The sequence below is a fragment of the Pararhizobium polonicum genome, assembly GCF_001687365.1.
In the GTDB taxonomy this organism is placed as follows: domain Bacteria; phylum Pseudomonadota; class Alphaproteobacteria; order Rhizobiales; family Rhizobiaceae; genus Pararhizobium; species Pararhizobium polonicum.
In genome coordinates this window covers 112,197-126,246 of sequence record NZ_LGLV01000004.1, presented here as the reverse complement: position 1 = coordinate 126,246, position 14,050 = coordinate 112,197, and the positions used below count along the sequence as shown (strand labels likewise).

Sequence of the window (14,050 nt, the reverse complement as noted above, 5' to 3'; positions counted from 1 at the left end):
CGCGTTATGGCCGAAGTCACAGTCCGCAATGTTGTCAAGAAATACGGTGCCCTGCAGGTCATCCATGGCGTTTCGGTGGATATTGCCGATGGCGAGTTTGTCATTCTCGTCGGGCCGTCCGGCTGCGGAAAGTCTACGCTGCTGCGCATGATCGCGGGCCTGGAGGAAATCTCCGGCGGCGAGGTGATGATCGGCGGCAAGGTGGTCAACAACACCCGGCCGAAGGATCGCGACATCGCCATGGTGTTCCAGAACTACGCGCTCTATCCGCATATGAAGGTTGCCGACAATATGAGCTTTTCGCTGCGCCTGAAGGGGGCTCCGAAGGAGGAGATCGACCGGAAGGTGCGCAAGGCGGCCGAAATCCTCGATCTCGGCAAGCTGCTCGACCGGTTCCCCAAGCAGCTTTCGGGCGGTCAGCGCCAGCGCGTTGCCATGGGCCGGGCCATCGTGCGCGATCCGCAGGTGTTTCTGTTCGACGAGCCGCTGTCCAATCTGGATGCCAAGCTGCGTGTGGCGATGCGCGTCGAGATCAAGGAGCTGCATCAGCGGCTGAAGACGACGACCATCTACGTGACCCACGATCAGGTGGAGGCCATGACCATGGCCGACAAGATCGTGGTGATGCGCGACGGGCGGGTGGAGCAGATCGGTGCGCCCCTGACCCTTTATGACGAGCCCGCCAATATCTTCGTCGCCGGTTTCATCGGCTCGCCGTCGATGAATTTCATCGAGGGGCGGATCGAGACGCGTGATGGACGCCCGGTGTTTGTCAGCACGCATGGCGCGGTCTTTGCCTGCCCGAAGGCGGCGGCCGAGGAAGGCCAGTCCGTGGTCTACGGGGTTCGCCCCGAACATGTGGAGATCAGCCCGGCCGGCGTTCCGGCAACGATTTCGATTCTCGAGCCGACTGGTGCCGAGACGCAGATTTTCGCCCGTATCGGCGAGGACCCGATCGTCGCGATCGTCAAGGATCGTATCCACAACAGGCCCGGCGAGCAGATTTCGCTGAAGGTCGACGATACCCGGGCGCATCTTTTCGACAGGGCCAGCGGCCGGCGCCTGTGATCTATAGCAAGGGAGAAAACGAGATGTTTTTCGAAAAGTTCAGACTGGACGGCAAGGTCGCCGTCATCACCGGTGGCGGTCGCGGCATTGGTCTGTCCTGTGCCGAAGCATTGGCGGAGGCCGGTGCGACCATCGTCCTTCTCGATCTGGATGCTGGCATTACCGAGGCCGGGCGCGCGGCATTGGCCGCCAAGGGGTATCGCGCCGATACGATGGTCGTCGACGTGACAGCGCCGGCCGCGGTCACGGCTGTGGCGGACGAGATCGCCGGGAAGTTCGGCCGGATCGATATTCTGGTCGCCAATGCCGGTATCGGGCGAACCGGCACGGCGGCGGAGGATACGCCCGACGAGCTTTGGCTGAATGTGAACGACGTCAACTACAACGGCGTCTTCTGGTGCAACCGCGCCTTCGGCCGCCATATGCTGAAAGCCGGCAGTGGGGCGATCGTCAATATCGGCTCGATGTCCGGCTATATCGTCAACCGGCCGCTAAAGCAGACCTATTACAATGCCTCCAAAGCCGCCGTTCACCACCTGACGGCGTCACTGGCGGCCGAATGGGCCGATCGCGGCGTGCGCGTCAATGCGGTGGCGCCGACCTATATCGAAACGGAAATGACCAAGTCCGCCGGGCTCGACCAGGCCGTGCTGGATATCTGGCTGCGCGATACGCCGATGGGGCGCATGGGTCAGCCGCATGAAATCGCCTCCGTGGTGCATTTCCTCGCTTCGGACGCATCCAGCCTTGTGACGGGAGCGACCGTCAAGGCGGATGCCGGATTTACGTGCTGGTAGGAGGGCATCGTCTATGGATTTTTCAGGCAAGACCGTCATCGTTACGGGTGCCGGCAAGGGTATCGGCCGGGCCACGGCCCTGATGCTGGTGCGGCGGGGAGCCAAGGTTGTCGCTCTCTCCCGTTCACCTGCCGATCTGGAGGCGCTGGCGGCGGAAACCGGCTGTGCAACGATCACGGTCGATCTAGCCGACGCGCAGGCGACGCGGGCAGCGGCGCTTGCAGCCCTGCCTGCCGATTATCTGATCAATTGCGCCGGGACCACCGAGCTTCAGTCCTTTCTCGACGTGTCGGTGGAGAATTTCGATCTTCTCTACGCCGTCAATGCCCGCGCGCCGATGATCGTGGCGCAGGAATATGCGCGCGACCGGGTCAAGCGTGGCGCAAAGGGAGCGATCGTGAATATCTCGAGCGTGGCGTCCTTCGTCGGTATTCCCGACCACGCCGCCTATTGCGCCTCCAAGGGCGCGCTCGACGGCCTGTCGCGTGTGATGGCCACCGAGCTTGGCGCGATGGGCATCCGCATCAATGGCGTCCACCCGATCGTGACGGCGACGCCGATGGCGGTGAAGGCCTGGAGTGATCCGGAAAAGGCAGCCGGCATGCTGTCGCGCATTCCCGTCGGCCGCTTTGCCGAGCCCGACGACATCGCGGAGGTGATCCTGTTCCTGCTGTCCGACGCGGCTGCGATGGTGAACGGGCTTTCGATGCCGGTGGATGGCGGTTTCATGATCGCCTGACAGTCGCTTCACGCGGGCGGGACGCGCTCGCGCCGGTGGCGAAAGTGATGAGGAGTGCTCCTCGAGAGGTAGGGGAGCGGGAGGAGAAAAGATGTCTGAGAAACGGAGACGCGGTTTCGTCACGGGCGGAACCTGGTGCCTTGATCGCAACAGGAAGATCGATGCCTGGCCGCGTGAAGACAGCGTCGCGGTGACCTGGGGACTTGAAGAGCGGGGAGGCGGTTCGGCCTGCAATCTCGGGATCGATATGCGCCGCCTCGATCCGTCGATGCCGGTGGAAACCATTGGCGTGGTGGGGGGCGACGCGGCCGGCCGCCGGCTTTTGGCCGAGGCCGACGAAGCCGGCATCGACCGGCGCCAGATGGCGGTCGATCCGAGTGTGCCCACCCATATCACCGAGGCCTTCATCTCGCAGGAAAGCGGGTTGCGCACGCATGTGACCGATTTCGGCTCCAGCGTCTGCCTGACGCCGGATCATTTCGATTTTGCGGCGACGACGGGACGTTTCATGCATCTGGGACTGCCCGGCGTTCATCCGAAGATGGATGGCCGCTGGGGCGACGATCCCAGCGGATGGGTCACCGTGCTGAAGGCCGCGCGGGCCGCCGGCCTCAAAACGAATCTGGAGCTTTGCACTCTGTCTCCGCAAAGACTGCGGGAACTGATCATTCCCTGCCTTCCCCATCTCGATACGCTGGTCGTCAATGACAGCGAGATCGGCGCGCTTGCCGAAATCGAAACGGTGAAGGATGGAAAGTCGGATCTGGAGGCAAGCCGGAGGGCGGCAAAACTGGTGCTGATGCGCGGATCGATGTGGCTGGTCGCGGTGCATTTCCCAAACGGAGCTTTCACCCTGACACGGGACGGATCGAGCGAATTCGTTCCTTCCGTCTCGGTTCCCAAGGAGGCTATCGTCGGTCCGAATGGTGCCGGCGATGCGTTCGCGGCCGGCTTTCTCTATGGGCTGCACGAGGATTGGCCGCTGGAAGACAGCCTTTGGCTGGGCCATGCGGCGGCCGCATGCTCGTTGCGGACGGCCGGAACCACGGATGGGCTGGAAGGCTGGCGCAGCTGCATCGCCATTGCCGAGGCGTTCGGCAGGAGAGCGATGCCTTCCCTATGACGAAAGCAGGCCGCAATCCGGGCCAGCGTTTTGGTCACAGCCTGCCATTTCGTCATTTCCATTGGAATGGCTCTGCCCGGCCGTGAGTTCGGCCGGGCAGAGCCGTCATGGGTTACTGCGCCCTTGTCAGGCTCGCCGGCAGCGACGAAATGAAGTCCGTCAGCTGATCGCCGAGAAGCTGGACATGTTCGCTCGCAGCCTTTTGCGCGCCTTCGGAATCGCCGGCGTCGATCGCATCCATGATCCGCACATGCTCGCTCAATGTTCCGAACATGCGGCCGGGCTGATAGGTGACACGCAGGCGATAGACCCCGATACGGCGGCGGAGCTGCAGCGTCTGCTCGGCGATGAAATGCGTGTGCCCTGCCGCGTAAAGCAGGTCGTGGAATTGCAGGTTGATCGCATAAAAGGCTTCCGGATCGCCCGTTTTGTAGGCCTGGATCAGGTCCTCGTGTATCCGGCGCATTTGGGCGCGCTGCTCGACTGTCGCGCGCCGGGCGGCAAGCTTGGCACAGAGCCCTTCGAGAGACGCCATAAGATCGAACATCTCGATCAGGGCGGGGATCGAAAGCAGCGTGACATGGGTGCCCTGTCTGCCGCGTATTTCCACTAGGCCCGTGGCCAGCAAGGACTTGATGGCTTCACGCACGGGCGTGCGCGACAGGCCGAAGCGGCGTGCCAGATCCATTTCGTCAAGCCGTTCGCCAGGGGCCAGGCGGCCGTCGAGAATCATCTGCTCGAGCTGGTCGCGCAGTTCGTCTGAACGGGTTGGCGCTCTGAGCGCCCCGGTGGGGGGCGATAGGCGGGTGTCATCCTGGCTCAAATCACACGTCCTCTTGCGTGATCCACGTCGTTTTTAATGGAATTGATTCTTGTCATGTATACTCTTTTCAGGAAATCGCATTCACACAATTCCCACCCTTGGTGCAAGACTGTTGATGCAAGAGATGATCTTGCTGACGATCATCTCCGGCGCTTCGATCATCGGAAAATGCCCGGATTCATAGGTTTCGATCGGTGTCGCGGCGAAACATGCCATCGGCTCCGGATGGGCAAGCCGCGCAACATAACGCGAATTCAGCAGCATTCCGCGGCATTGGATCAAGGGCCAGCGCTCTTCCGCGTTCCAGGCAAACAGATCGTCCTTGATGTCAAGGGCGAACGCCGGCACGGCCGCTGCGATCATGGCGTCGGAAATGGCAGCGCGCATGTCTTCACCGGTCGTCGGGTGAACGATATTGTCCACCATGATGCGCATGCAGGCCGGGTAATCGACGAGGAAATCACGATGCCGCCGGGCAATCTCTTCATCCGCGACACGGCCGTAATAATCGCGGTCGCTGAGCGTATCCAGCCCGAGAACGGCATTGACGCGGCCCGGTGCGGCGATAGCCGTTTCGGTGGCGATCGGGCCGCCCATGGAATGGCCGATCAGCGTGATATTCGAAATGTCCAGATGGTCGAGAACATGAGCGACCGCGGTGCCCATGGCCCGGATCGTCTGGCCCGCCGGCGGCGGGGGCGCCATGCCGCCAAAACCCGGATGCGAGACGACGAGGACGCGATAGTCCTTTGCCAGGATAGGGCCGATAATATCCCAATGTTCGGCACTGCCGCACCAGCCGTGGATGAGGGCGATCCAGTCGCCCTGTGTGCCGAAGACATGGTAGCCGATCTGACCGCCGGAAGGAGCGTCGAGCCTTAAAAGCACCGTCATGCCGAAATCCCCAGGGTGTTGCGCAATGTTCCAGCCGGATAGGCCGTGCGAAAAAGGCCGCGTTCTTGCAGCAGCGGTACCACCAGCTCGGTAAAGTCGGTAAAGCCGTCCATGAACCAGGGCGGCATGACGTTGAAGCCGTCGGCGGCCTGCGACCGGAACCAGTCTTCCAGCGTATCGGCGACGAATTCCGCCGAGCCGCACAACACCCAGTGCCCCCGGGCCGCCGCGACCAGATTGTAGAGATCGCGAAGGCTCATATTCTCGCGCCGGGCCTTGCCGAGCATGGCCGAGGCAAATGCGTGATAGGCTTGGTTCTCGCCGAGATCGGGAACGGGACCGTCGAGATCATAGCCGCTCATATCGCGGTTGAAGCGTTCAGACAGCATGCCGAGCGCCGTCTTTTCGTCAACAAATCCCTGGAGGGCCGCAAGTTTGGCATGTGCCTCGTCGTGGGTGCGGCCGACCACCGGCATCACGCCGGGCAGGATCACCATATCCTGTGGCCTGCGGCCGAATTTTTCGAGCCGTCCTTTGAGGTTGCGGTAGAAGGCTTGCGCTTCGCTTTTATCCTGGGTGACGGTGAACACCACGTCCGCGTGTTCGGCGGCCAGTTCCTGACCGGCATCGGAGCCGCCTGCCTGCAGGATCACCGGGCGGCCTTGCGGCGAACGGGTGATGTTCAGCGGCCCTTTGACCTTGAAGAAGTCGCCGTCATGATCGATGGCGGCGATCTTCGACGGATCGAAATAGAGGCCGGTGCTGCGATCTTTCGGTGCCGCGCCGGGCTGCCACGCATCCCAGAGCTTCTTGACCACAGCGATGAATTCCGCGGCCATTTCGTAACGCCGGGCATGGTCGGGATGGACCTTGCCGAAATTGGCCGCGGCCTGCGGATTTGCGGTTGTGACCGAGTTCCAGGCAGCGCGGCCGTTGGAGATATGATCGAGCGACGAAAAAACCCGCGCCAGCGACCACGGGTCGCCATAGGTGGTCGATGACGTCGCCCCCAGGCCGATATGGCTGGTCGCCATGGCAATGGCAGACAGCATCGTCAAAGGCTCGAGGCGGGAGCAATAGGACGGATGTGCACCCGGATCGGCGTTGAGATTGTCGCCGACAAAGATCAGGTCGAAAAGCGACCGTTCGGCTTGCCGTGCGATGGACAGCATCGCGGACAGGTCCTCGAAGCTGTCGACCGCGCCGGGCATGCGCCAGCCGGAAATATGGCTGCCCGTGCCGATCAGGAAAAGACCCAGATGCATTTCGCGGGACATGTCAGCTCCGGTAGCTGGGATCATGGCGATCGAGTTCGCGCAGGAAACCGGGCCATTCGCGCTCGCCGGGGCGCAGGATATCGCCCTTCATGGTCCAAAACTGGCGCGCGGCCTTTTCGGACACATCGGGATGCGGGAAGACCAGCGGAACGCCGGATGCCGTGGCAGCCTGCATGGAGAGCTGGATGCGGGCTGCCCGCTCGAAATAATAAAGCAGCATGAACGCTTCGCCCGGCGTGTGGCCGACGGTGAGGATACCGTGATTGCGCATCAGCATGACAGGATTGCTGCCGAGATGGGCTACGAGGCGCTCCTGTTCGGCAAGGTCGATCGCGACGCCTTCGTATTCATGAAAACTCTGGCGGTTGTAAAAACGCATGGCGAACTGCGACAGTGGCAGCAGCCCTTCCGGCTGGCCGGAAACCGCCGTCGATGCATCGGAATGGGTGTGAAGGACGCAATGGGCATCCGGTCGGGCGGTGTGAACCGCGGCATGGATGACGAAGGCGGCGACGTTGACGGTATGGGGCGTGTCTTCGAGCGTGTTGCCCCTGGTATCGATCTTGACCAGCGAGGAGGCGGTGATTTCAGAGAAGAACAGGCCGTAGGGATTGATCAGGAACTGATCCTCGGTGCCGGGAATGCGCAGCGAGATATGATTGTAGATGAGGTCGTCGAGGCCGAGTTTGGCAACGAGACGATAGGCCGCCGCCAGACTGACGCGGGCCCGCCACTCCGCATCGGAATAAAGCAGGGGTTTTGGGTATTGGGCGTCGATATCCATGAATGTCTTCCTTCTGAAGGATCAGCCTTTGATGCCGCTGGTGGCCATGCCCTGGGTGAAGTATTTCTGCAGCAGCAGGAAAAGCAGTATCAATGGTAGGGTCGCAACCGTTGCGCCGGCAAAGGTTTCGCCCCAGTTCGGCAGCTGTGTCGGAGACCCCTGCTGCGCGATCGCCACCTGAATGATCTGGTTGGCCGGGCTCTGGACGATGACCAGCGGCCACAGGAAGCTGTTCCAGGAAAACAGGAAGGTGATCAGCCCCAGGGTCAGCATCGGGACCTTCACGTTCGGCAGCACGATCGATACGAAGATACGGAAATGGCCGGCGCCGTCGATGCGGGCTGCGTCTTCAAGCTCGACCGGCAGCTCCTCGAACGCCTGTTTCAGCATGAAGAGGCCAAAGGGACTGGCGATCCATGGGATCATGATGCCGAGCAGAGTATTCGAAAGCCCGAGCCCCGAAACGACCTGGTAAAGCGGCACCATCAGCGCCTCGATCGGCAGAAGAAAGGTGAGGAGAATAAGGACGAAGACGATGTTGGCGCCGGGAAACTTGATCCGCGTCAGCGCGTAGGCGGCCATGGAGCACAGGATGAGCGTCAGGATGACCTGGCCGCCGGCGACGATCGCGGTGTTCAGGAGCGCGCGCAGGATGTTCGTCCGCTCGAACAGGGAGACATAGTTCTCGACCGTTGCTCCGACCGGCAGGAACGCCCGCCAGGAAAGCGGCGTGACGTCGCTGAACACGTTGAACTGGTTCTTGAACGAGGAGGAGACGACCCAGGCGTAGGGCGCCAGGAAACAGGCCGCGATCGCAGCAATGATCAGGACGACGGAGACGGTGCGGCGGAGATCCATGGTTCTCATGTCAGTAATTCCAGCGCGAGCGCAACAGGGCCATCTGCAGCATGGAGATGGCCAGCACGACCAGCAGCAGCGCCACGGAAAGGGCCGAGGCATATCCGGCCTGCTGCATGATGAATGCGGTGTTGTAGATGTGATAGACGATCAGGTTGGTGCTGTCCTGCGGCCCGCCCTGCGTCATGAGGAAGGCCGGTGCGAAGGCCTGGAGCGAAAATACCGTCATGATGACGACGACGAACAGTGTCGTGCGCGACAGCAGCGGTATGGTGATGTTCCACAATACCTGACCACGGGTCGCGCCGTCGATGCGGGCAGCTTCTCCCAATTCGCTCGGCAAGCCCTGCAGTCCCGCCAGAAACAGGATCGCGCCGAAACCGACCTGTTGCCACAGCGTCATCGCGACGATTGCCGGCAGCGCCTGGCTGGTGCTCGTCAGGAATGGAAGCGGCGCAACACCGAAGATTGCGAGTGCGCCGTTGATCAGGCCATTGGAGGGATCGAGCAGGAAGGACCACATGGTCGCAACCACCACCGACGAGGTGACGACCGGCAGCATGATCATGGTGCGCACGAGGCCGCGGGCGGGAAGCCTGGAATTCAGGAACAGCGCCAGTGCGAAGGCGACCGGAATGACGAAGATCACGACGCCCAGCGCAAACAGGAATGTCATTCCGAAGCTGGTGGCCGCATCGTCATAATCGATCATATCGGTGAAGTTGCGCAAGCCGACGAATTTTTCCGCCGCCGGATTGAGCAGCGAATAATCGTAGACGCTGTTGCGGGCCATGACCAGCAGAGGCACGTACTGGAAGATCAGCAGCAGGGTCATGAAGGGCGCGAGAAAGCCAAAGGCGACCAGGCGATCCCGCTTCTGCCGTTTCGTCACGACTTTGCGTGGTGGCTTCACGGCAGCAGCGGAGAGGGTAGGTTCGGAAATCGACATTCTCGCGTCCATCATATCGTTCTTAGCGGTCGAGTACGCGCTGAACTTTCTTCTCAGCATCCGCCATGATCGCCGCCGGGTCGCCGCCAAAGGCAACGGCACGCAGGGCGTCGGTGACGAGCTTGTCGTACTGGGCGAATTTCGGGCCCGGAGGACGCGGCTGACCCCATTCCTGCAACTGGTCGACGAACACTTTCATCGGATACTGGCTGTAGGCTTCGAAGCGCGGGAAAAGGCTCTTCAGGGTCGGCAGGTTGCCGCGCTGGCTGACATTCATGTAGGCATATTCGCCCCAGGACATGTCGACCACGAACTGGGCTGCGATTTCCGGATGCTTGGAGCGCGCCGTGGCCCCGATTGTCGTCGAACCGGTGTGCACGATCGGCGTCTTGAAATGCGGGATCGGCGTGATGCCCCATTCGATCGTCGGTTCCTTGATCAGCGCGTTGCCGGCGGCCGGCGTATCGATGTAGAAGCAGGCCTTCGCATCGAAGAAGGCATTGGGAATGCCGACCTTCGGCGCCACGCCTTCCGAATTGAACAGCGACTTGTAGAAGGTCAGCGCTTCGATCGCTTCCGGCGTGTTGAGATAGCCTTCAACACTCTTGCCATCGGGCGAAAGGGCCCAGAAGGTCTTGTAGGCGCTGCTGGACGGATCGGCCTTCGGATCACCTGCGGAACGCTGATAGATCAGATCCTGATAGACCAGACCCGGCTGGCCGTTGCCGAAGCGGGTCGGGCCAAGACCCCAGACCGTCGGAGCTCCGGCGGGACCCTGCTGGCACTTCTTGAAAGCCTCGAGCGCCTGGGGCCATGTCCATGCATCGGCAAGCGTCTGCGGCGGCTTGATGCCGGCGGCTTCGACCAGCGTCTTGTTGTAATACATGGCAACGGTGGTCTGCTCGATGCCCGGCGAATAGACTTCGCCGTTGTAGCTGTGCTCGGCTTTGGTTGCGGGCAGGATATCGTCGTCCCAGCCCTTGGGCAGGTATTTGGTGATCGGCAACAGGATGCCGGCGGCGGCGTATGACTGGGTGTTGGGGCCATCGTACACGATGATATCAGGCGGGTTCGCGCTTGCCGCCTGGACCGAGATCGTGTCGGCGAGCTGGGCGAACGGAACCTCGTTGATTTCGAACTGGACGCAGGGATGTTCCTTCTGCCAGGCGGCCACCGGCGCCGGATAGGGGTAGTTTCCAGGGGTACGCAGGATCCGCAGCGTTACGGTTTCGCCGCTGCATTGTGCCGTGTCCTGCGCCATGGCGCCGGTCGCCGACAGTGCCGTTGCCGATAGCAGGGCGGCAAACAAGAGGTGGTATGCCTTCATCAACTGTTCTCCTTTTTTATGTGTTGTTTGTCTTATATGCCTGCTGTTTTGGCCGATGCGTCAGATGGCGCGGCCGGTCTCCTGATCGAAAATGGACATCTTTTCGCTGGCGATCCGCAGCGCCTGCATGACACCTTCGGGCTGCGCGTGTTCGGGGGGCAGCATTGCGCCGCACAACGTATCGCCGAGAGTGAAATGCACGAGCGTGGTGGGCCCAAGCAGTTCGGCCATCTCCACCGGCGCGGTAAAATCCGCGCCGCCGGTTGCTGGCAGAAAATGCTCGGGCCGAAGGCCGATCTCCACGGAACGGCCGACATAGGATGTCAGTGCCTCGATGCGTGCCGCAGGAACCGCAAGAGCGATATCACCGAGCATCAACACCGGAACGCCGGACTGCAAGACCACCTCGGCCTTCAGGAAATTCATCGAAGGGCTGCCAATGAAACCGGCGACAAAACGCGTGACAGGTTTCTCGTAGAGTTCCTGCGGGCTGCCTTGCTGCTCGATCTTGCCCTGATTGAGAACCACGACCCGGTCGGCGAGCGTCATGGCCTCGACCTGATCGTGGGTCACGTAAATGGTGGTTGCCTTCAGGCGCTTGTGCAGCCTGCGGATCTCCGCCCGCATCTGGCCGCGAAGCTTCGCATCCAGATTGGACAGCGGTTCATCGAACAGGAACACGGCGGGGTCCCGCACCATTGCGCGCCCCATCGCCACCCGCTGGCGCTGGCCACCGGAGAGCTGTTTGGGTCGGCGGTCGAGCAGGGCGGCGATATCCAGCATTTTGGCTGCCTCTTCAACGCGCCGGCGAATCTCCGCCTTGTTCATCCCGGCGAGGCGCAGGCCGAAGCTCATGTTCTGCGCGACAGTCATATGCGGATAGAGCGCATAGTTCTGAAACACCATGGCGATATTGCGCTCGCGCGGATCGAGGCCATCGACCCTGCGGTCGCCGATCCAAATCTCGCCGCTGGTTGCCTCTTCAAGGCCTGCAACCATGCGCAACGTCGTTGATTTCCCGCATCCGGAGGGGCCGACCAGCACGACAAATTCCTGCGCGCGGATGTGAAGATCCAGCCCCTCGATCGTGGTCGCGGAGGCGTTTTCGTAGGTCTTGCCAACATTTTTGAGTTGAACGTCTGCCATGCGGGCATTCCGGCCTTTCTGAAACTGACACATGGGAAGAGTGCCGTCCGGCCGCCTTCCAGATGCAACATTGATGACAAAACAGTATCCGCGCAAGCGATAAATGTATACCGATTGAGAAAATATGAGCGAGAGTCATTTTTGCTTATTATATGGGCACTCTTCAGCCGATTTCCGATTAAATAAGATGCATATTCCATAATTTTGCGTTGTTGAAAAAAATTATCCCAAAAAATCCGGAATTTTAACGCCGGAAGGGTGGACATGATTTTCAAAAGGAGTATTCAGAAATGAATAATTTGTATCCAAAAAAATAGGAGTGATCGGTGCAACTCGATCTTGCTGGAAAAACCGCGTTGATAACCGGCGCCTCTCAGGGAATTGGCCATGCGCTGGCCAAGGTTCTTGCTGCGGAAGGGTGCCATCTCCATCTGGCTGCTCGTAACGGTCAGGCGATGGAGCAGCTCAAGAGCGAGCTTGCCGCGCAATACCCGGTCAACGTCACCGTTCATGAAGGCGACCTCAGCAGCGCCGAGGCCATGGTTGCGCTCGACAAGGCCTGCGGCGACTACGACATCCTCATGAACAATGCCGGCGATATTCCGGCTGGCAGCATCGAGGATGTGACCGACGAAAGCATGCGCCGCGGCTTCGATCTCAAGGTATTCGGTTATATCAATCTTTCGCGCGAGTTCTGGAAACGGCGCAAGGGCAGGGATGGCGTCATCATCAACGTCATCGGCAATTCCGGTGAAAATTGGGATGCCGCCTATTTCGCCGGCTCCACCGGCAATGCCGCGCTGATGAGTTTCACCAAGGCCCTTGGCGGGCGCAGCATGGATCAGGGTATCCGTGTTGTCGGCGTCAATCCGGGGCCGGTCGATACCGCGCGCATGTTCAAGATCATGAAGCGCAAGGCGATCGACATGCTGGGTGACGAGTCACGCTGGCAGGAACTGTATGAAAAATATCCGGGCAAGCGGCCGGCAACGGCGGAAGAGGTCGCCGATCTCTGCGCTTTCCTCGCCTCGCCCAGGGCGGGTTACATTTCCGGCACCGTCGTGACCATCGACGGCGGTATCGCGGCGCGCGGATCGGTGATCTAGTCGTCATGGCCGATGTTCGCACTCGTAACCGTTATTTCGACGATCTGTTTTCCACGCCGGACCTGGCCTGGATGGGGCAGAACACCAATCACATCCCCGCGCACCCGCTGGTGCGCGAGGCCATGATCCGCTCGGTCGAGGCCGGCGAGTTCAACGCTTACGCACCGCCGATGGGGTTCGAGGCGCTGCGCAGTGCGATTGTCAGCGATCTCGATGTGCCGGGCGAAGCTCTGGTGACCGAAGGTGGTGTCAATGCGCTTGCGATGATCTGCAAGGCGCGCGCGCGGCCGGGCACGACCCTCGTGACCACCGACCCGACGTGGAAATGGCCCTGCCTTTTCGCCGAGCAGGCCGGCGCGGAGGTGATCCAGATCCCGATCTACGATCCGGCGACGAATTACAAACTCACGCCGGATGCCCTGCGCGCTGCCGTGGATGAGCGTTGTGCGCTGATCTATATCGTCGATCCGAACAATCCGCTTGGTATCCGCTATGACCGTGCCGAAATCGAGGCGTTTGCCGAGATCGCCCGTTCCGCCGGAGCGCTGCTGATCCACGATTGCACCTATCGTGATTTTGCCGACGGACACACGCCGGTGCTGCGGGTGGCGCCGGAAGGAACGGTGGTTTCGCTCAGCTTTTCGAAATGGTTGGGCCTTGCCGGCATGCGGATCGGCGCACTGGTTGCCGAGCCGGGGCTGATCGACGAGTTTTCGGCGGCATCGACCTCCGTTCTCGGCGCTTCGGTGGTCGCCCAGCGTGCCGCCATGGCCGGGCTCTCGGTCAAATCCGAATGGATGGCGGACGTGCGCCGCATCGACCGCGCCAACAAGACCATGATCGTCGCCAGTGCCGAGGCCGCGGGACTGTCTGTCCCGGTTCAGCCCTCGCACGGCAATTTCCTTGTGATCGAGATCGCCTCCACCGGCGTTTCGCCCGAAGCAATCGTCGAGGCGGCGCGGCGTGAAGGCGTGATGATCCGGCAGGGGCGTTATCACACGGCGCGGTTCGGCGATCGTTTCATCAAGGTTTCGACGTCGGTTCCGACCGCATGGGCCGAGCGTTTTTGCGAAGGCTTGCCCGGTTATCTCGAAACCGCCCGTACCCTCAATGACGTGCCGGCCCTGTTCTAGGGCCGCGCATCGAAACCAAGAGCAGG

General features: G+C 61.3%; 14 protein-coding genes. 6 read left to right on the top strand and 8 right to left on the bottom strand.

The window, feature by feature from the left end:
• Positions 1 to 6 precede the first annotated feature (6 nt).
• From ADU59_RS02320 to ADU59_RS02305, 4 genes are all read left to right on the top strand, one after another.
• Complete coding sequence (locus ADU59_RS02320; protein ID WP_068951299.1) at positions 7 to 1,068, top strand: ABC transporter ATP-binding protein; 1,062 nt, start codon at positions 7 to 9, stop codon at positions 1,066 to 1,068.
• 23 nt (positions 1,069 to 1,091) lie between these two features.
• Positions 1,092 to 1,865, top strand: coding sequence for an SDR family NAD(P)-dependent oxidoreductase (locus ADU59_RS02315; RefSeq protein WP_068951297.1), 774 nt, complete (start codon positions 1,092 to 1,094; stop codon positions 1,863 to 1,865).
• A 13-nt stretch (positions 1,866 to 1,878) separates the two neighbouring features.
• Positions 1,879 to 2,604, top strand: a complete 726-nt coding sequence (locus ADU59_RS02310) for an SDR family oxidoreductase (protein ID WP_068951296.1) — start codon at positions 1,879 to 1,881, stop codon at positions 2,602 to 2,604.
• A 91-nt stretch (positions 2,605 to 2,695) separates the two neighbouring features.
• Entirely contained in the window at positions 2,696 to 3,727 is a 1,032-nt protein-coding gene (locus tag ADU59_RS02305; protein WP_068951294.1) for a carbohydrate kinase family protein, read from the top strand.
• A 112-nt stretch (positions 3,728 to 3,839) separates the two neighbouring features.
• Here ADU59_RS02305 and ADU59_RS02300 read toward each other — a convergent pair whose 3' ends face one another.
• From ADU59_RS02300 to ADU59_RS02265, 8 genes are all read right to left on the bottom strand, one after another.
• Positions 3,840 to 4,550 carry a GntR family transcriptional regulator gene (locus ADU59_RS02300; RefSeq protein WP_068951292.1) on the bottom strand — a complete coding sequence of 237 codons (711 nt, stop codon included), beginning with the start codon at positions 4,548 to 4,550 and terminating at the stop codon, positions 3,840 to 3,842.
• 81 nt (positions 4,551 to 4,631) lie between these two features.
• The gene (locus tag ADU59_RS02295) at positions 4,632 to 5,444 is read right to left on the bottom strand and encodes an alpha/beta fold hydrolase (RefSeq protein WP_068951290.1); all 813 of its coding nucleotides are present in this window, start codon (positions 5,442 to 5,444) and stop codon (positions 4,632 to 4,634) included.
• Positions 5,441 to 6,721 (bottom strand): LLM class flavin-dependent oxidoreductase, encoded by a 1,281-nt coding sequence (locus ADU59_RS02290; RefSeq protein ID WP_068951289.1) that lies wholly within the window; start codon positions 6,719 to 6,721, stop codon positions 5,441 to 5,443. The genes ADU59_RS02295 and ADU59_RS02290 overlap by 4 nt, the downstream gene beginning before the upstream one ends.
• Before the next feature lies 1 nt (position 6,722).
• Positions 6,723 to 7,505, bottom strand: coding sequence for a class II aldolase/adducin family protein (locus ADU59_RS02285; RefSeq protein WP_068951287.1), 783 nt, complete (start codon positions 7,503 to 7,505; stop codon positions 6,723 to 6,725).
• 21 nt (positions 7,506 to 7,526) lie between these two features.
• A complete protein-coding gene (locus ADU59_RS02280) occupies positions 7,527 to 8,372 on the bottom strand; it encodes a carbohydrate ABC transporter permease (RefSeq protein ID WP_158515692.1) in 846 nt (281 codons plus the stop codon).
• A 1-nt stretch (position 8,373) separates the two neighbouring features.
• Positions 8,374 to 9,312: a carbohydrate ABC transporter permease gene (locus ADU59_RS02275; RefSeq protein WP_068951283.1), complete on the bottom strand. Its 939-nt coding sequence runs from the start codon at positions 9,310 to 9,312 to the stop codon at positions 8,374 to 8,376.
• Positions 9,313 to 9,334: 22 nt separating this feature from the next.
• Positions 9,335 to 10,639 (bottom strand): extracellular solute-binding protein, encoded by a 1,305-nt coding sequence (locus tag ADU59_RS02270; RefSeq protein WP_068951281.1) that lies wholly within the window; start codon positions 10,637 to 10,639, stop codon positions 9,335 to 9,337.
• Between the two features lie 60 nt (positions 10,640 to 10,699).
• Positions 10,700 to 11,785, bottom strand: a complete 1,086-nt coding sequence (locus ADU59_RS02265; protein ID WP_068951279.1) for an ABC transporter ATP-binding protein — start codon at positions 11,783 to 11,785, stop codon at positions 10,700 to 10,702.
• 326 nt (positions 11,786 to 12,111) lie between these two features.
• Between ADU59_RS02265 and ADU59_RS02260 the strand changes: the two genes are divergently transcribed.
• Positions 12,112 to 12,891 carry an SDR family oxidoreductase gene (locus tag ADU59_RS02260; RefSeq protein WP_068951277.1) on the top strand — a complete coding sequence of 260 codons (780 nt, stop codon included), beginning with the start codon at positions 12,112 to 12,114 and terminating at the stop codon, positions 12,889 to 12,891.
• Positions 12,892 to 12,896: 5 nt separating this feature from the next.
• Positions 12,897 to 14,024, top strand: a complete 1,128-nt coding sequence (locus ADU59_RS02255; protein WP_068951275.1) for a pyridoxal phosphate-dependent aminotransferase — start codon at positions 12,897 to 12,899, stop codon at positions 14,022 to 14,024.
• Positions 14,025 to 14,050: the final 26 nt, after the last annotated feature.